This window comes from Roseibium sp. RKSG952, assembly GCF_009711355.1.
On record NZ_SMMF01000954.1, the window covers coordinates 7,638 to 23,801 of the forward strand.

18 protein-coding genes are annotated in these 16,164 nt (G+C 52.4%); 6 read left to right on the top strand and 12 right to left on the bottom strand.

The window, feature by feature from the left end; all coding sequences use genetic code 11:
- Positions 1-663, bottom strand: a 663-nt coding sequence (locus E1297_RS50505) for a tripartite tricarboxylate transporter substrate binding protein (RefSeq protein WP_244328002.1), incomplete at its 3' end; no start/stop codon positions are given.
- A 135-nt stretch (positions 664-798) separates the two neighbouring features.
- On the opposite strand from E1297_RS50505, the gene E1297_RS35650 reads away from it, so the two are divergent.
- From E1297_RS35650 to E1297_RS35670, 5 genes are all read left to right on the top strand, one after another.
- The gene (locus tag E1297_RS35650) at positions 799-1,887 is read left to right on the top strand and encodes an isocitrate/isopropylmalate dehydrogenase family protein (RefSeq protein ID WP_155146597.1); all 1,089 of its coding nucleotides are present in this window, start codon (positions 799-801) and stop codon (positions 1,885-1,887) included.
- On the top strand, positions 1,884-2,915 hold the full coding sequence (locus E1297_RS35655; RefSeq protein ID WP_155146599.1) for a Gfo/Idh/MocA family protein: 1,032 nt from the start codon (positions 1,884-1,886) through the stop codon (positions 2,913-2,915). The genes E1297_RS35650 and E1297_RS35655 overlap by 4 nt, the downstream gene beginning before the upstream one ends.
- The gene (locus E1297_RS51380) at positions 2,912-3,589 is read left to right on the top strand and encodes a GntR family transcriptional regulator (protein WP_368669797.1); all 678 of its coding nucleotides are present in this window, start codon (positions 2,912-2,914) and stop codon (positions 3,587-3,589) included. Before E1297_RS35655 ends, E1297_RS51380 begins: the two co-directional genes overlap by 4 nt.
- 215 nt (positions 3,590-3,804) lie before the next feature.
- Entirely contained in the window at positions 3,805-4,905 is a 1,101-nt protein-coding gene (locus E1297_RS35665) for a nitroreductase family protein (protein WP_155146601.1), read from the top strand.
- Entirely contained in the window at positions 4,895-5,344 is a 450-nt protein-coding gene (locus E1297_RS35670; RefSeq protein ID WP_155146603.1) for a MarR family winged helix-turn-helix transcriptional regulator, read from the top strand. Before E1297_RS35665 ends, E1297_RS35670 begins: the two co-directional genes overlap by 11 nt.
- A gap of 137 nt (positions 5,345-5,481) precedes the next feature.
- On the opposite strand, the gene E1297_RS35675 is transcribed toward E1297_RS35670, so the two are convergent.
- The 8 genes from E1297_RS35675 to E1297_RS35710 form a co-directional block, all read right to left on the bottom strand.
- A complete protein-coding gene (locus E1297_RS35675) occupies positions 5,482-6,654 on the bottom strand; it encodes an adenylate/guanylate cyclase domain-containing protein (protein ID WP_155146605.1) in 1,173 nt (390 codons plus the stop codon).
- Positions 6,655-6,867: 213 nt separating this feature from the next.
- Positions 6,868-7,422 (bottom strand): CIA30 family protein, encoded by a 555-nt coding sequence (locus tag E1297_RS35680; RefSeq protein ID WP_196223475.1) that lies wholly within the window; start codon positions 7,420-7,422, stop codon positions 6,868-6,870.
- Positions 7,423-7,433: 11 nt separating this feature from the next.
- Positions 7,434-7,886, bottom strand: a complete 453-nt coding sequence (locus E1297_RS35685) for a TspO/MBR family protein (RefSeq protein WP_155146607.1) — start codon at positions 7,884-7,886, stop codon at positions 7,434-7,436.
- 13 nt (positions 7,887-7,899) lie between these two features.
- Positions 7,900-8,403 (bottom strand): aggregation factor core, encoded by a 504-nt coding sequence (locus E1297_RS35690; protein WP_155146609.1) that lies wholly within the window; start codon positions 8,401-8,403, stop codon positions 7,900-7,902.
- A 137-nt stretch (positions 8,404-8,540) separates the two neighbouring features.
- Positions 8,541-8,924 carry a nuclear transport factor 2 family protein gene (locus tag E1297_RS35695; protein ID WP_155146612.1) on the bottom strand — a complete coding sequence of 128 codons (384 nt, stop codon included), beginning with the start codon at positions 8,922-8,924 and terminating at the stop codon, positions 8,541-8,543.
- Positions 8,925-9,062: 138 nt separating this feature from the next.
- Positions 9,063-9,443, bottom strand: coding sequence for a VOC family protein (locus E1297_RS35700; protein ID WP_155146614.1), 381 nt, complete (start codon positions 9,441-9,443; stop codon positions 9,063-9,065).
- Positions 9,444-10,457: a zinc-binding alcohol dehydrogenase family protein gene (locus tag E1297_RS35705; RefSeq protein ID WP_155146615.1), complete on the bottom strand. Its 1,014-nt coding sequence runs from the start codon at positions 10,455-10,457 to the stop codon at positions 9,444-9,446.
- Positions 10,458-10,483: 26 nt separating this feature from the next.
- Complete coding sequence (locus E1297_RS35710; protein ID WP_155146617.1) at positions 10,484-10,774, bottom strand: putative quinol monooxygenase; 291 nt, start codon at positions 10,772-10,774, stop codon at positions 10,484-10,486.
- Between the two features lie 104 nt (positions 10,775-10,878).
- Between E1297_RS35710 and E1297_RS35715 the strand changes: the two genes are divergently transcribed.
- Positions 10,879-11,766, top strand: coding sequence for a LysR family transcriptional regulator (locus tag E1297_RS35715; RefSeq protein WP_155146619.1), 888 nt, complete (start codon positions 10,879-10,881; stop codon positions 11,764-11,766).
- 101 nt (positions 11,767-11,867) lie between these two features.
- Here the strand turns inward: E1297_RS35715 and E1297_RS35720 are convergent, their stop codons facing one another.
- The 3 genes from E1297_RS35720 to E1297_RS35730 form a co-directional block, all read right to left on the bottom strand.
- Entirely contained in the window at positions 11,868-13,757 is a 1,890-nt protein-coding gene (locus E1297_RS35720; protein ID WP_155146621.1) for an SLC13 family permease, read from the bottom strand.
- A gap of 340 nt (positions 13,758-14,097) precedes the next feature.
- Entirely contained in the window at positions 14,098-15,204 is a 1,107-nt protein-coding gene (locus E1297_RS35725; protein WP_155146623.1) for an alkene reductase, read from the bottom strand.
- Positions 15,205-15,322: 118 nt separating this feature from the next.
- Positions 15,323-15,919 carry a TetR/AcrR family transcriptional regulator gene (locus tag E1297_RS35730; RefSeq protein WP_155146625.1) on the bottom strand — a complete coding sequence of 199 codons (597 nt, stop codon included), beginning with the start codon at positions 15,917-15,919 and terminating at the stop codon, positions 15,323-15,325.
- Between the last annotated feature and the right edge of the window lie 245 nt (positions 15,920-16,164).

A 16,164-nucleotide genomic window follows, 5' to 3' on the forward strand; every position in this document is an offset into this window, starting at 1 on the left:
CATCGCGAGCGGTTTCAACTGACCGCCTTCGATTAGCGGAGCTTGTTCAGCCAGTGAGGTCACAACCAACGCAACTTCGCCCGCTATCGCTGCCTCCTGCCCGGGCGCTGAGCCTTTGTAGGGAACAAACTTGAACTCAGTCCCTGACCCTTTTTCGATGGCCAGAAGATTCAAATGGTGGATCGAACCCGCGCCGGAAGCCGCGGCTGGAATAGTGCCAGGAGCAGCTTTTGCAGCATCAACCAGTTCTTCCAGAGTATTGTAAGGGCTGTCCGCCGGCACCGAGATCAGATCAGGTGATCCGCCAACAATAAACGGATACCAAAAGTCAAATTTCTTATCCCAACCACCCTGCACAGCAGCGGTGACGTTCGATTCAGAAAGACCAACCAATGTGTAGCCATCGTCTGGTTGGTTCATGACGTAGACCATACCGTTAGAACCTGCGACCCCACCTGTTTGATTGATCACATTGATCGAGACCGGAAGGTGTTTTTCCATCTCGGCCATGATCATTCGGTTGATCGTATCCGTGCCACCTCCGGCCCCCCAGACCACAGCTGTAGTGATATCACGATAGGGATAATCCTGCGCAACAGCTGCCCCTGCAATGCCGGTCGCCATCACGGCTGCGGCCGCCAACCGCCCTAGCTTTAGTTTCATTTCCAAGTCCTCCCAAACATCTTTGCGTTTATTATTGCATTTATTTGCGTATACATTAAAGAATGCGTTGTCAACGGACTGTAGTGGAAGCTGCTATCGCGCTATGAATGCGAAACGGGAAGGAAGCGGGCTAAGATGAAGAAGAGTTATGATGTGGCAGTGTTCCACGGGGACGGAATCGGCCCTGAAATTATGGCCCCTACGCTTGAAATCCTGCGTCAGCTCTCGCGCAGCAGTCCTTCCTACGAACTGGTGTTTACAGACGCTCCGGCGGGCGCAGGCCATTACGCCAAAACTGGAGATTCGTTTCCGGCCGGGTCACTCGAAACTGCACGCAACGCCGACGCGATTCTGCTATCTGCAATGGGTTTGCCGGATGTTCGCTACCCTGACGGAACCGAGATTTCACCGCAGATCGATCTGCGAAAGCAACTGGGACTTTTCGCTGGTGTGCGACCGGTGAAGGTATGCAGCGGACAAATGACCCCCTTGGCGCTGCCCTCTGGAAAAGAGATCGACTTTGTCTTGATACGCGAAAGCACAGAAGGATTGTTCTTCACCCAAGGCGCTGGCGAAGTTACCGAACACGAAGCACGTGAAACTCTGCTGATCACTCGTGAGGTTTCCGAAAAACTGTTCCGTTTCGCGTTTGAACTCGCCCAGAACCGCAAAAGAACCGGGCGCGGTCGGGGTCGAGTTACATGTGTCGACAAAGCCAATGTGTTCCGCGCCTTTGCGTTCTTCAGATCAATGTTTGACGCCGAAGCCGCCAACCATCCGGATTTGCAGGCTGATCATGCCTATGTCGATGCGACCGCTCTGTGGATGGTTCAAAAGCCTTGGGAATTCGATGTATTGGTGACTGAGAACATGTTCGGAGACATCCTCTCCGACCTTGGCGCGGGTCTCATGGGTGGTCTAGGACTGGCGCCATCAGCGGATATCGGGTTGAATCACGCTGTATTCCAACCCTGCCATGGTTCCGCTCCGGACATTGCGGGACAGGGTATTGCCAACCCTTTTGCGATGATCCTGTCCGCAGCAATGATGCTTGAATGGTTAGGGTTGAACCATAATCATCCAAACCTGTCCAGCGACGGCGAACGATTGCGTGAAGCCGTGGAAAAGGTGACTGCAAACGGACAGAACCTGACGCGTGACCTTGGTGGCACCGCCGGAACGCAGGACGCAGGTACATCGGTATTGGAAGCATTGCGGTTATGAATACTAAACAAGCTATCAGGGTCGCTTGTGTGGGCGCGGGGTATTTCAGCAGGTTCCACTACGAAAGCTGGTCTCGAATGCCCGGAGCGGTTCCGATTGCATCCTGCAACCGTGATATCAACAAGGCGAAAGAAACAGGACTGGCCGCTTACGATGATCTGTCAAAAATGCTGGAGGTGGAAAAACCAGATCTCGTGGACATCATCCTTCCACCTGTGGCGCAGGCCGACGCCATCCGAACGGCACTGCGCTCTGGAATAAAGTGGTTGATCTGCCAAAAGCCATTTTGCATGTCTTTGGATGAAGCGGAGAAGATCGTCTCCGAGGCTGAAGCAGTTAGGGCAACTATTGTTGTGCACGAGAACTTTCGCTTCCAGCCTTGGTATCGCGCAATCAAAGAGGCGATGACCGAAGGTCGAATTGGTACACCTCTCCAAGCGACTTTCCGGCTTCGGTCCGGTGACGGACAGGGACCACGCGCCTACCTAGACCGGCAGCCGTACTTTCAGGACATGCCACGTTTCCTGGTTCATGAAACAGCGGTTCACTGGGTAGACACATTCCGGTTTTTATTCGATACGCCCAGCGCAGTTTACGCAGACTTGCGCCAAGTTAACCCGGTTATCGCGGGCGAGGACGCAGGTTACATCCTATTTGACCACCCCAACGGTTTGAAAGCTCTGTTCGATGGCAACAGATGCCTTGACCACAGTGCCGAAAACCTGCGTCAGACCATGGGCGAAGCGCTCATCGAAGGAACCGAAGGATCACTGGTTCTTAACGGCGACGGTTCAGTAGAACTCCGCGGTTTTGGAAAACAGGAGCGACAGCAGATTCTGCCTCCAAGCGATCATGATGGATTTGGAGGAGACTGCGTCCACGCCTTGCAAAGTCACGTCATTTCGGGCCTTCTACTGGGCACGCCGTTAGAAAACACGGCCCGAGACTATTTGGATGTGATCCGCATTGAAGAGAATATCTATCTCTCAGCTGCGGAAGGACGAAAAATCAACCTGGAGACGCCGTGAAGGATCAGGACGCAAAAACTCTTTCCAATACGCAACGCGCTGTCAGGGATTTGCGACAGATGATCCTGTCCGGCGAACTTGCAGCCGGGACTGACCATCTGGAATCGGAACTCGCCGAGACCCTTGGCATGTCCCGCACCCCGATACGGGAAGCTGCGCTGATGTTGGAAAGTAAGGGGTTGCTGGAAATGCGGCCCCGAAAGGGCGTTCGGATACTGCCTGTTTCATCAGATGATATGCGTGAGATTTACGACATACTGACGGAACTTGAGAGTCTCGCGGCACAGCGCGCTGCCGAAGCGGGTTATTCAGAAGATGAACTGGCGGTACTTGCTGGCTCAATTGCAAAGATGGACCAAGCCATCGAAGCTGAAGACCTTGAAGCCTGGGCCGAGGCCGACGAGTTGTTTCATCAGGAACTCGTTCGGTTGGGCGGCAACAAACGGGTCGAAGCGATTGTCGCCATGATGAGCGACCAGGTACGTCGCGCGCGTGCAACGACGTTGTTCATCAGGCCCCTGCCCGTCAAATCCAATGAAGATCACCGAGTCGTTTTCCAAGCGATTAGTGAAGGTCGACCGGATGTTGCCCGTGAACGTCATCGTGAGCACAGGCTACAGGCCAAGGCTATGCTTTGCAGGATACTCGAAAAACATCGGCTCAACAGCCTCTGATCTGCGCGTATTCGATCGTTAATCGGCTAAAATAGCTGCCTATTTTCGGCACTAAAGGCGCTCCGAATAATTGTCTGCCACAGCAGTCCACAGTAGCGTCCGGCTGTTCGGATTTTCTTTTTTCAAATCACTCAACCAATCACTGCATCGATTGGGATTGATGTAGTACGAATTCGTATTATATTAGTTCGATATCGTACTACCGGAGAGTCAAGATGCCAAATCGAAGACGTTTACTCAAAATTCTAGGCGGAGGCACAATACTGGCGGCAACGGGTGCGGTTGGGTTCCTCGCTACACGCACGCCGCATGACGCGCTGGCTCCGTGGACGCCAAAATCGTATGATGACCCACGCAAAGCCGCTTTGTCCTACGCAATTCTCGCCCCCAATCCGCACAACTTGCAACCTTGGCTGGTCGAGTTGGTTGGACAAGACAAGGTGCGCATCCACCGTGATCCTGATCGCGAGCTTCCGGAAACCGATCCTTACCACCGCCAGCTCTATATTGGCCTCGGCGCCTTTGTTGAGACGATGGTCTTGGCAGCAGATGCACAAGGATTTGATGCCAAGGTCAAATTACTGCCTGATGGGGATGACGGACCCGTCGCAGAAGCAGTGTTTGTGCCGGGCGGGGCATCCGATCCACTATCAGATCAAATCCTAAACCGACATTCCAACAAAGAACCGTACACTGAACAGCGGCTGTCCGAGGCGGAAATGTCGGTCCTTGAAAACTATGCCACTCTGATTTCCGATGAGGATCTAGTGACCCGTATTCGAGACCTCACGAAGCGCGCCTTTGAAATCGAAATGCGAACGCCGCAGACCCTGAAAGAATCCGTCAACCTGATGCGGATCGGGAAAGCAGAAATCAACGCCAACCCAGACGGGATTGAATTGCGCGATCCCATGCTGGAAACACTGCGACTTACCGGCCTATTGGACAATGAGACCCTGATGAACGTTGACCACCCAGGCACTCAGTCACACATGCGAGGCTACTTCGCCATGCTAGACGCGACGCCGCAATACGCAGTCCTTACGACAGCCACAAATACGCGAAGCGATCAACTCGATGCCGGGCGTCGGTTGATGCGTTTCTACCTGAAGACAACCGAAATGGGTCTGGGCGTTCATCCGGTCAGTCAGGCCCTTCAGGAATATCCTGAGATGGCCGATGAATACGCTCTCGCGCATGAGCTTCTTGCGTCACCAGGCCACACGGTGCAAATGTTGTTGCGTTTGGGGTATGGGCCTGAACCAATTGCCACGCCCCGTTGGCCTCTGGAGACACGAATTCTGAATGAAGCCTGAATATGAGACCAACGAAGTCTACCGGTTCTTCACCGAGGTCGGGATCATCAATCAGTTGATCTCGACCAAGCTGGAAACGTTTTTACCCGGCCGAATGACTGCCACTCAATTTGGGATACTAGGGCATCTAGTTCGTCGTCCTGAGGGGGAAACTCCGCTGCAACTTTCGAACGCGTTTCAAGTGCCCAAGACTTCGATGACACACATGCTCGCCAGCCTTGAAAACCATGCCCTGATTACCCTTGAAGCCAACCCCAATGATAGGCGTTCAAAAATTGCTCGGTCCACACCGGAAGGCGCGGAGTTTTTGAAAGCTTGTATGGAGCGGATGTCGGAAGCTCTTGGTCCAGTTTTGTTCGAACTGGGGCCTGAACCGTTTCACAGGTCTTTACCTAATCTGACCCTCATTCGCGAAACATTGGACCGTGAGCGGGACTAGACGCAACCTGCGTCAGCTCAAGAAAGCAGTAAAATTCTCAGAACATCATGCAATCTCCGCCCGGGGAAGCGGCAGTGATCCTTTTGGCAATGTGGACGTGTAGGCAAATGTCACAACCATCAGAGGCACACACCTTGTTATTGCGCGCGCTCAGAGAGAAAGAACAGCTCAATGGGTTGGGCAAGGCCACGTATTTCGTGATCCCCACAGCTGACGAACATGTTCGGTGCAGCACTTGCAACAACTGACGTCGCCAAAACTCTCCGACCGATTGATTTTGTTAAACCTTCAATTCGGCTTGCGACGTTTACCGCACCGCCCAGAACTGTAAAATCAAGCCTGCCGGGGCTGCCGATATTACCATAACTGACCTGCCCCACGTTGATTCCAACACCAATGTCCAATGGCGGTTTTTGAATACCTTCTCGTCGTGAATTGAGAGAATTCAAACCACTCAATATGCTTTGGGCTGCGAGCGCTGCCATGCGGCATCGGTCGGCGTGGTCATTTTGAGTTTCAATAGTAAAGATTGACAGGATGCCGTCGCCCATAAACTTGAGGACGTCTCCACCGTTGTCTTCTACGGCTTTGACCACCAGATCAAAATAGTCGCTAAGCGTGTCAAAGATTTCTTCTTCCGGAGAGGTCTCGGAAAGTGCCGTAAAGCCTCGCAGATCAGAGAACATCACCACGGCATCCAGAGTTGTTCGCTCACCGCGCTTTATATTGCCGCTCCAGACTGCCTCGGAAGGTCCATCTCCTAAATAAGTTCGAAGTAAACCTTTAGACGATTTGCGCATCGTAACAGGCTCAAGAGCGGAAGAAAGGGCCGGTAATGCCGCTTCAATCAGTCTTAGATGATCCTGCGAAAATCCGTCCGGCGACTGCGTAACAAAGGTGCAACCATGCAACGATCCATCACCGTAATAGAGCAAGGTAGCATAGTAGTCGGTACCGCCTTGCTCTGCAAATTCCAGATAGGATGAATGCTCTGTCTCTAAGTCCAGTTGCCGGAGACTTTTGTGAAGTGGCTTTCTGTTCGCAAGAATATACTCGAATGAGCTCCCAACATAACCATCTGTCAACATCGTCTCATGGGTGACGTCGTAGCTGTCGGTACCTTCAGGCGTCCAAACTACCCCCCAGGCAATAAGCAATGGGTTGGCAAAGCGCTGGCCGATGTTTGCTCGCCAAAGCGGAACTCCGGCTTCGGTCAAGGAGGAACAAAACTGTGACACCACCTTTACGGGATCGCCGGAGCGCCGACCTTCTGTGATCATCCATTCGGTTAGTCGAGCGACTTGTTCCATGGGCCCAATTTAGTCGCTCGGAAACGATGAGCAAAGACTATTGGACTTGCAATGTCGCTTGCTTTTACTGAGCAAACTGATCTGACTGATCCAAGTTGATGCTAGGGTGATCTTTGGATTGTAATCCATCGGAAAGATAGTTTGGTACATTTCGATTTCGCGCGGTTCCAAACCGGCCTAACTGAAGATTGCAGCCCTTCGCTCGGGCGACCATCAATAGAAACCAATCCCGCTGACATCTACGAGGACCTCGTGGTCGCGCCCGAAGGCTACAACTCCAACTGAGGTGATTTCGTCAGCGACGGGAATAGCGCGTAACATGGAACCTGAAGCCTTGAAGTCTGACAGAGGCAAAGTGACTTCGGTCCATTCTTCAGAAGTTGCAAACCCGGCCTGATAGTATAGCCACGGAAGCACCGTGCCACGTGTCCTGAGGTGGACGAAGTATTGCTCGCCGTTACCCCGGACCAAGAGCCTGACGCCCGAAACACTCGCATCTGGCCGATCAGGCAACTTGCGTCGAAACTGGATGAAGCCACCGTTGTTTTCTGTACTGACGGTTCCGGTCAACCGCGCGAATGCAACTTCACTTTCCGAACGAAACTGCACCTGCCCTGATGAGACCCCTCCCATGACAGTGTCGGCAACGTAGTCCCAACGCGTCTCCGGAGACTCGGAGAAGTCCTCAGTAAGATTTCCATCAGCCTGCGCCATTGTAGATCCGATGATAAATAGACCTGAAACAAGCCCAACGAAGTTGCCACGCATATTGTCCTTCCTCAGTTCAATATCGCAATGGAAAGGTTAAGCGCCGTGGCAAATGCGACCCATGCTAAATACGGCAGGAAGGCCAATGCAGAGACTCGATCAGTGTGCCTGACTTCAGCGATGAACACGACGATGACAGCCAGCAACGCGACAATGACCACAAGGGCCACCCACGGCATTTGCAATACGAAAAAGGTTGGGGACCAAAAGAAGTTCAGACCCATCTGCGCCCACCACAACTTCATTTTGGTGGAGCTTCGGTCTGCTTCGAACTGACGCCACCCCGCCATGGCGATCAACACATAAAGCACCGTCCAGACCGGGCCAAATATCCAATTCGGTGGATTGAAAGCAGGTTTAGAAAGCTGCGCATACCAATCGCCAGGTGCAGTCAGTGTACCGATCAGGATGCCACCTCCCAACACGAGCGCAAGAAATGTTATGCGGATCAACCAATTCGCCATTGTAGGATAGCTTTCAACAGTCCTTGGTCGTGACGTGGACAAGCGCGTCCGAAGAGAAGGTCGCAGTACTGGTCTCATCCGCGTCGGAATAAGACACCGTAGCACCTTCGATCTCCGACCCTGTTACGGTGATTTCGCGTTGCCCGATGGTGTCATCTACATCGATGGTAAAGGCTAGGGTGTCTCCGGCTGCGAGGGAGGCGATCTCAAGTTCAATTGTATTTTGCCCGTCCACAACCGAAGGAAGTTGACGCAGTGAATCTGCACCCTCAACGAATTCGAGAGGCTGGAAGACCTCTACGCCCGCACCTATTTCGGTCACGTCAAAAATCAATCGTCCGGCAGATTGCGACAGATCAATTTTGACGTTCGAGGCTTCAACTTGGCACGTTCCTACATTTGTCAGAACGAAACGGTCCTTGGGTGCGCCTTCTATGAAGCGAATTTGTACTCCGGCTTGAAGCGAAGACGCTACGAGTAATCCAAAGGTCGCCGCAAGAATGCTGGTCGGGAGCATATCTATCTCCTTGCTAAAGGGTTCTCGATAGATACGTTTCGGCGGGTTTCTTGGATCAGACTTATGACTTTTAATTATCGTGGTTCAGCCGACAGGTACTTTCGCGGGTTCCATGCACCGCATTCAGATCGATTAAGTCAAAACATGCCATTGTCATTCGCGCTGTTTGCTGGAACTTCCTGAAGAACATCCCAATGTTCAACAACCTTACCTTCGGCATCCAGGCGAAAAATATCGATCCCTGCGTACTCGAGACCATCGGGCCAGATTTGGTGGCAATGCAGAACAACGTGGTCGTCTTCAGCAAAGGCACGTTTTATGTCCACACGCTTTCCCGGGTATTCAGCAGCCATGCGTTCGAAATACTCGACAAAAGCTTGCTTGCCGTCGCCAACATGCGGGTTGTGCTGCGTATAGGTTTCACCAACAAAGGTCGCTATGGCCTCGGCAGGTAGACAATCATTGAACATCATTTCGTAGAAAGCGATGACGTTTTTCTTGTTTGTTCCGAGGTCCGGCATGCTGATCTCCAGATCGACGTTTACTAAAACTGTTGGCCCGTGAAGTACTTGGAGGCAATCTGGCAAGGATCTCGATCACTGATTGGCAAAAAGTTGCGAGCTTGATTTTGCATTCCGACTATTTCGCGGGTTAGCCACCTATTCGGTTTCTTCGAAGTCAATATGAATATGATTTCCATCAGGATCGGCCACATGGACTTGGACCATTCGAGCCCCCGGGACTTCAGTTTTGCGATACTGGATCTGACTCGAGATCAGTTTTTCTTCGAATGCACTCAACCCCGTGGCTGAGAGCGCAAAATGCTCGAGCTTGAGCTTCACTTCGGAGCCGACATTGGGCGTTCCTTCATTACCCACAAGGTGGACCACGGCATGGTCACCGGCATACAACCACGCTCCGGGAAACGGGAAATCAGGACGGGCCCCGGGCTTTAAACCCAGGACCTCTGCATACCAGGCGACCATGTCAGGCAACCTTGTCGTTACTATGTTCACGTGATCCAGCCGTTCAATTCTCATCTAGAAGCCCTCAAGCACCAGCTTTCCTTTGGCCTTGCCGCTTTCAAGGATAGCATGCGCTTTCATTAAGTTGCTGGCATTGATTGTACCAAGTGTTTCGGTTGCTGTGGATCTGACCTTTCCATCGTCTATCAAGCCGGCGACCTGATTCAGGATTTCGCTTTGACGGTTCATATCGCCAGTCCCAAAAAGCGAACGGGTGTACATGAACTCCCAATGTATTGAGATCGACTTGGGTTTGAACGGCGCGATGTCGAAGGTTTCAGGATCGTCTATCAACCCAAAGCGACCTTGGGGTGTCATCACCTCTCCAGCTTGAGACGCATAAAGCTGGGAATGGTTCGTTGAATAGATGAAATCCACGCATTCCATACCGAGCGCATCGAGCTGCGGTCCCAGAGGTTCAGCATGGTTGATGACATGGTGCGCGCCCAACTCTCGAACCCAGTCTTGTGTCTCGGGTCGAGAAGCGGTGGCAATCACCGTCAAGTCAGTGAGAGCTCGGGCCAATTGAATGGTAATTGACCCGACACCGCCTGCGCCGCCTATAATCAGCAATGTATTGGTTCCGCCGGGAACGACATCCTGGACTCGCAAGCGGTCGAACAGCATCTCATAAGCAGTTAGCGTCGTAAGCGGCATCGCCGCAGCCGCTGTCGCTGGTATGGATTTTGGCACGGCTCCGACAATACGTTCATCTACCAGATGAAACTCGGCATTGGTTCCCGGCCGGTTGATCGCCCCGGCGTACCAAACTGTATCTCCCGGATTGAAAGTCTCAACCGCTTCGCCAACGGCTTCGACGATCCCTACTGCGTCCCACCCCAGAATATCTGGTGCCGGACCTACAGGGGCACGTTTTTGACGAATTTTCGTATCGACTGGATTTACTGACACGGCCTGCACCTTGACCAACAAGTCGTGCCCCTTTGGCGTCGGTTTGTCGGCCTCGAAGTCGATTAAGGCGTCCACGCGATCAATCGACCCTGTCTCACGGTATCCCACGGCTTTCATAACGTGCTCCTTTGTCCGGTTCTTTGTCAGCCGATGACTGTCATCTCATTCAGCGTGAATTCTGCAACGGCGCCCTCTGTTGCTTCCAGATAAGCCGCAAGGTGCTGAGCACTCATGTGGGTTTGCCAAAGCTCTCGGCTTTCCCAATTTTCGTAGAACACGAAATGAGCCGGATTATCGTTGTCTTGATGCAGGTCGTAATTAATGCAACCCTCTTCGGCACGAGTTATGTCGATGAGCTTGATGAGCTCGGCTTTTACGAGGTCAATCTTGTCGGGGTTGGCTTTGATGTTGGCGACGATTGTCAGCTTGGCCATTGGAATAGGTCCCTTGTGTCCTTGAGAGATGTGCCAGATTTACGCCGCAGTCCTTTCGGGATAAACAGGGCAAGATCGAACATATAATCCGGAAATTCCGTTTAATGCTATTAGACAATCTTCGCTTGTTTCTGACTATAGCCGAGAAAGGCAGTCTTGTGGCCGCGGCGCGGGAGACAGGGATGTCGAGCACAACAGTATCCGAGCGCCTCGCGGCCCTAGAAGCACACTACGGAGTGGTTTTATTCAACCGAACCACCCGTTCCATCAGCCTGACTGAAGAAGGCCGGTTACTAGCCGACGGTGCAAAAAGCGTACTCAGTGAGGTTGCAGACTTGGATACACTTGTTCGGCATGGTGCCGAAACTCTATCTGGTCCAATTCGCATAAGCGCGCCTATCGATTTGGGACGGAGCTTTGTCTCCGAAGTTATTGCCGAATTCACCGAAGAGAACCCCGCCGTCTCAATCGAACTGTCCCTCTCGGACGGCTATGTCGACCTTGTAGGCCAGGGTTTTGACCTCGCCGTTCGCTTTGGCAACATCACAGACAGCTCGCTCAGATTGCGAAATCTGGGAAGCTACCAACGGTTCGTATGTGCGTCCCCAAGTTACCTAACCTCATTCGGAACGCCTGAAAAACCAGAAGATCTATTAAACCACAACTGCTTGGTCATGAGGTTTGGCGACATGATCGACAACGTTTGGGAGTTTGGATCGGGACCAAATGCCCAGCGCGTGTCGGTAAAGGGAAATCGAATAGTCAATGATGGTTCACTCATCCGCGATTGGGCGATTGCAGGCCATGGGATCGTATTAAAGTCGGAGCTGGATGTTGGCGACGATGTTCGATCTGGCAGACTTGTTTCTGTCTTGCGCGACTTCCTGCCACCGCCGAAACCTCTGCAAATGATGTTTCCGCCTAGCCGCGCCCAACCACGTCGCATAACGGCCTTAGCAGAGCATTTGCGTCGCAAATTTGGTGTGAGTTGAGGCAGCAGGGGAAGACACTAAAGTTTGGTCACAAGAACCTCACCTTATGAGTTCTTCTGAGCTGAAGCGGAGTACATTTGTACGGCTCGCCGAGAAGCGGCTCAGAAGAAAAGCGCAAGCCCGGTCATTGAGACAACTAAGAAAAGTAGCGTCATGATCCCGCCTGAGCGAACAAAATCGACCACCCGATAACCTGCGGGCCCCATGATCAACGCGTTCACCTGGTGGGTTGGGATCAAAAATGAGTTAGACGTCGAAATTGCGACGGTAAGAGCAAATACAGCCGGGTTTCCACCCGAAGATACCGCAATAGAAACGGCTAACGGTACCAGCAGAACAGTTGCACCTACGTTGGACATGACCAACGTGAATACCGTAGCCAAAACGGCTATTCCTGCTTGCAACGACCATATCGGCCAACCCTTCAGTAGAGCCAATACATGTGCTGCAATCCAATCCGCAGTGCCGGTGTTTTGAACTGCCTGACCCAACGGGATCAGTGAAGCGAGTAGAAAAACTGTGCTCCAACTTATCGACTCGTAGGCCTCATCAATCGACAACACCCGGCTCAAAACCATGCCAACAGCGCCAATTAATAGGCACAACGACAAGCGCAGATCAGAAAACAGAATTAAGATCAGCGCTATTAGGAAGAAGGCGAGCGCCCATCCGACCTTGTGCGGCCGCAACTCCTCCTGGGGAAAGTCCGAAGTTACGACGACAAAATCCCTGTCTGACTTCAGTCGTGTCAGACGGTCCCACTGCACGTGCACCACACACGTATCACCGGCCTGCAAAGGGACTTGCCCGATATGCGTGGCTGAATGATCTTCGGTTTCTACATGGCTCAGCGTTTCTTCGCCGCGCTGAATGGCCAACAGAGACAAACCATGTGTCTGACGGAGGCGCAAATCAATCGGAGTCTGGCCGATCACTGAAGAGCCGGGCGGAATAACAACCTCTGCAACCCCCGATTGGGTCGCGGCGAAATCATCTGCAAAGACATCTAGTTGGGGCAGGATCTCTAATCCGTAAGGTTCAGCAAACTGATGCTCGACAACACGGCGCAGGCCAAGCACTGCAAGCCGCGCTGGCGCTTCGATCTTTGTATCAGCCATCGGCGCGATGACCTTGTGTCCGCGATAGGATGTGCCAAGAATGTATAAGTTGTGGGCGACCATGACATCTGCGAGCGTTTGTCCAATCAAGATCGAGCCCTCTGGAACTCGTATCTCGAACATATCGGCCCTAAGCCCATAGGTGTTTTCGACATAGGTCTGCATGGATCGGGCTGAGCTTGCGTCCTCGCCACGCTCCCGCTGCGCAGGGAGAACCCAACGACCAAAGAGTACAAAGTAAAGCACCCCTGTCAGCACCAGCATCACTCCGATAGGCGTGACTGAAAACAACCCAAATGTCTCCATTTGTTGGTTAGCCGGTAGGGATGAATTTGCCGAAACAATCAGGTCATTCAACAGGATGAGGGGCGACGACCCAACCAATGTGATGGTACCACCCAGTATTGCGCAAAACCCCATGGGCATCAGCAACCTACTCATTGGGATTTCCGTACGTGCTGAGATGCGGCTCACAACAGGTAGAAAAAGCGCAGCAGCTCCCACGTTCTGCATGAAAGAGCTGATCACACCAACCGTAGTTGAAATAATCGGGATTATCCGGGCCTCTGTCGTGCCTCCATTCTTGAGGATCAGGGCCGCAACCTTTGACATGAGCCCCGTCTTATCAAGCCCCGCCCCAATTACCATAACTGCGATGATGGACATCACAGCGTTCGAGGAAAAACCTTCAAAGAGCTTGGATACATCTGCAAGATTACCTAGCCCCGGGAGATAGCTGAGTGCACCAAGCAGAACCATTACAAGAATTGCTGCAACATCAATCCGTATGATCTCGGTAACAAAAAGTAAGACGGTAAAAGACAATAGACTCAGTACGGTTATCATTTCGTACGTCAGTGTTGGTAATTCCATATCGTACTCCCAACCTAACGTTACCTAACCAGCAGCAAATACGAAGGACCAACTCTGCGCCGCAGATAAGGCCAAAATCCTTCAAACCGTCTCACGCGGCTCGTTTTCTCGAACGTGGTATCTGCTGAAACCTGGGTTTCGCCAACTCAAAAGAGACGCTGATGATAAACTCAAAAGCCTCTCTTAATCACTGCAATCGGAGGGAAGCAGTCCATTCGCAGAGTTGTGATAAATCCCGCTTCCAGAATAGATATTGCCGTACCTGCAAAATGAGCGCGTCCAAACCGGCGCGCTCACTATACTTTTTATTGCTTGTCACTAAGGAGCTAAGAGTGATGCATCACTCTGCGGCAACAGCTTCCTGCTCCAGTGTCGGGTAGTCAGTGTATCCCTTTTCATTACCGCCGTAGAGGGTAGTTGCATCCAGCTCATTCAGAGGGGCGTCTTTCTCCAACCGACTGACAAGATCCGGGTTTGAAATGAACGGTCTGCCAAAGGCCACCAGATCGACGGTGCCGGTATCAACCGATTCAATCGCCATTTCGCGATCATAGGCGTTGTTGCCCATTTTCGCACCGTCAAACAAATCATATAGCGCCTTTAGATCACCACCTTCAGGAATATCGCGCGGGCCGCCGGTCTGTCCTTCTACGAGATGGAGATAGGCCAACCCAAAGCTATTCAACAACTTGATCGCATGCGAGAACGTCGCCTGTGGATCACTGTCGGAAATGTTGTTGGCGTCGGAGAAGGGGCTGAGGCGGACACCAACACGGTCGGCACCCCACACGTCGACTACTGCGTCCATGACCTCTTTCAGGAACCGTGCTCTGTTCTCGACAGGACCGCCGTATTCGTCTTCACGCTTGTTGGACTCGTTCCGCAGAAACTGATCAATAAGATATCCGTTGGCTGCATGGACTTCGACACCGTCAAATCCAGCCTTCTTGGCGTTTTCTGCGGCCTGGCGGTAGTCGGCGACAACGCTTGCAATTTCTTCGATACTCAGAGCACGAGGTTCGGATGTTTCGACAAACTGCTCGCCATCAAAAGTCATGGCTTTAGCGCCAATTGCGGATGGCGCGACAGGGGCGCCGCCATCCTGTTGCAAGCTATAGTGTGAAATCCGGCCCACATGCCAAAGTTGGATCACAATCTTACCACCCTCGGCATGGACAGCCTCAGTCACTTTTCTCCAGCCGTCGATCTGCGCATCGGAATAGATGCCGGGCGTCCAGGCATAGCCTTTGCCTTGGGGCGAGATTTGCGAAGCTTCCGTAATGATCAGTCCAGCACCCGCGCGCTGCGCATAGTATTTGGCCTGCAATTCATGGACGCTGTCATCCTCGGCTCTTGCCCGGTTGCGGGTCAATGGCGCCATAACAACGCGGTTTTTCAGCTCGATTGCACCAGCCTTGATACCGGAGAAAAGTTTTTCATCAGCCATTGCTACTTCCTTCTTTGGGTTACTTCGTTCAGATGTTTATGGACTATCTGGTCCAAAATTAAAGTCGCGGTTATTGTTGGGGTTTTGTTACGTTTCACGTTCTTATTGTTAGGGAGACTTAAGGTGTAATCACCGACCGAGCTTGTTTCAGAGTTTGCGATATCTGATCGGGGGGAACACCTGCCTTCCGCAAGGCCAGTGTGCCGATTGCAAGGGAGGCAAAGGCGCGCGCCTTGACGAGTGCCTGTCCCGGATCCGAAGGTTTAAGCGCTCTCGCAATAATCTCGTCAATGCTCTCCAAATGATGCCGTCCGAGAGCCGCCACTTCCTCATCATGAGGAGCAAGCTCCGTAAGGCAGTTGATCAGCATGCAGCCGTCACGACCACCTTGCGGGTTCGCCAAAGCTTCCATTATCGCACCAACGGGGTCATCCCCGCCCGCGTTCGCGACGTCACGCAAAGTCTTCAAACCACGCCTGGAATAGTGGCTGAGGGCTTTGTGAAACAAAGCCTGTTTGTTACCGAACGTTCCATAGAAGCTGGACCGGCTCAAACCCATGGCCTCGGTCAGATCATCCACAGATGCTGTCTCGTAGCCCTTGTGCCAAAAAACGCACAAGGCTTTTTCCAAAGCCTCGGCTTCGTCAAAGCTACGAGGCCGACCCGGACCTGCGGGCGACTTGTTGCCGCCAACTATAAGAGTACTTTCGCTCATGTCTTGGATGTGGAATGATCAGTCCAGAATTTCAAGTGGCCATTCGAGGATTTTGGATTAGTCAGTCCGAATTCCAGCTGACGAAAGGAATTTTCTAGGTCGATAGAAATACCCGAGGCGCACTTAGTCGCACCTCAAGACGCCGGTTGGTTCCCTTGTTTCTCACTGCTTGCAGAAATTACCGTTTGAGGCTGGACTAACGCGGCGGCAAAGGAACGTCCTCCAACGTTTGCAAAGCCTGTTTT

Coding starts and splice junctions, on each gene's coding strand:
- E1297_RS35650 (WP_155146597.1), top strand. CDS start 799: ATGAAGAAGAGTTATGATGTGGCAGTGTTCCACGGGGACGGAATCGGC.
- E1297_RS35655 (WP_155146599.1), top strand. CDS start 1,884: ATGAATACTAAACAAGCTATCAGGGTCGCTTGTGTGGGCGCGGGGTAT.
- E1297_RS35665 (WP_155146601.1), top strand. CDS start 3,805: ATGCCAAATCGAAGACGTTTACTCAAAATTCTAGGCGGAGGCACAATA.
- E1297_RS35670 (WP_155146603.1), top strand. CDS start 4,895: ATGAAGCCTGAATATGAGACCAACGAAGTCTACCGGTTCTTCACCGAG.
- E1297_RS35675 (WP_155146605.1), bottom strand. CDS start 6,654: ATGGAACAAGTCGCTCGACTAACCGAATGGATGATCACAGAAGGTCGG.
- E1297_RS35680 (WP_196223475.1), bottom strand. CDS start 7,422: ATGCGTGGCAACTTCGTTGGGCTTGTTTCAGGTCTATTTATCATCGGA.
- E1297_RS35685 (WP_155146607.1), bottom strand. CDS start 7,886: ATGGCGAATTGGTTGATCCGCATAACATTTCTTGCGCTCGTGTTGGGA.
- E1297_RS35690 (WP_155146609.1), bottom strand. CDS start 8,403: ATGCTCCCGACCAGCATTCTTGCGGCGACCTTTGGATTACTCGTAGCG.
- E1297_RS35695 (WP_155146612.1), bottom strand. CDS start 8,924: ATGCCGGACCTCGGAACAAACAAGAAAAACGTCATCGCTTTCTACGAA.
- E1297_RS35700 (WP_155146614.1), bottom strand. CDS start 9,443: ATGAGAATTGAACGGCTGGATCACGTGAACATAGTAACGACAAGGTTG.
- E1297_RS35705 (WP_155146615.1), bottom strand. CDS start 10,457: ATGAAAGCCGTGGGATACCGTGAGACAGGGTCGATTGATCGCGTGGAC.
- E1297_RS35710 (WP_155146617.1), bottom strand. CDS start 10,774: ATGGCCAAGCTGACAATCGTCGCCAACATCAAAGCCAACCCCGACAAG.
- E1297_RS35715 (WP_155146619.1), top strand. CDS start 10,879: ATGCTATTAGACAATCTTCGCTTGTTTCTGACTATAGCCGAGAAAGGC.
- E1297_RS35720 (WP_155146621.1), bottom strand. CDS start 13,757: ATGGAATTACCAACACTGACGTACGAAATGATAACCGTACTGAGTCTA.
- E1297_RS35725 (WP_155146623.1), bottom strand. CDS start 15,204: ATGGCTGATGAAAAACTTTTCTCCGGTATCAAGGCTGGTGCAATCGAG.
- E1297_RS35730 (WP_155146625.1), bottom strand. CDS start 15,919: ATGAGCGAAAGTACTCTTATAGTTGGCGGCAACAAGTCGCCCGCAGGT.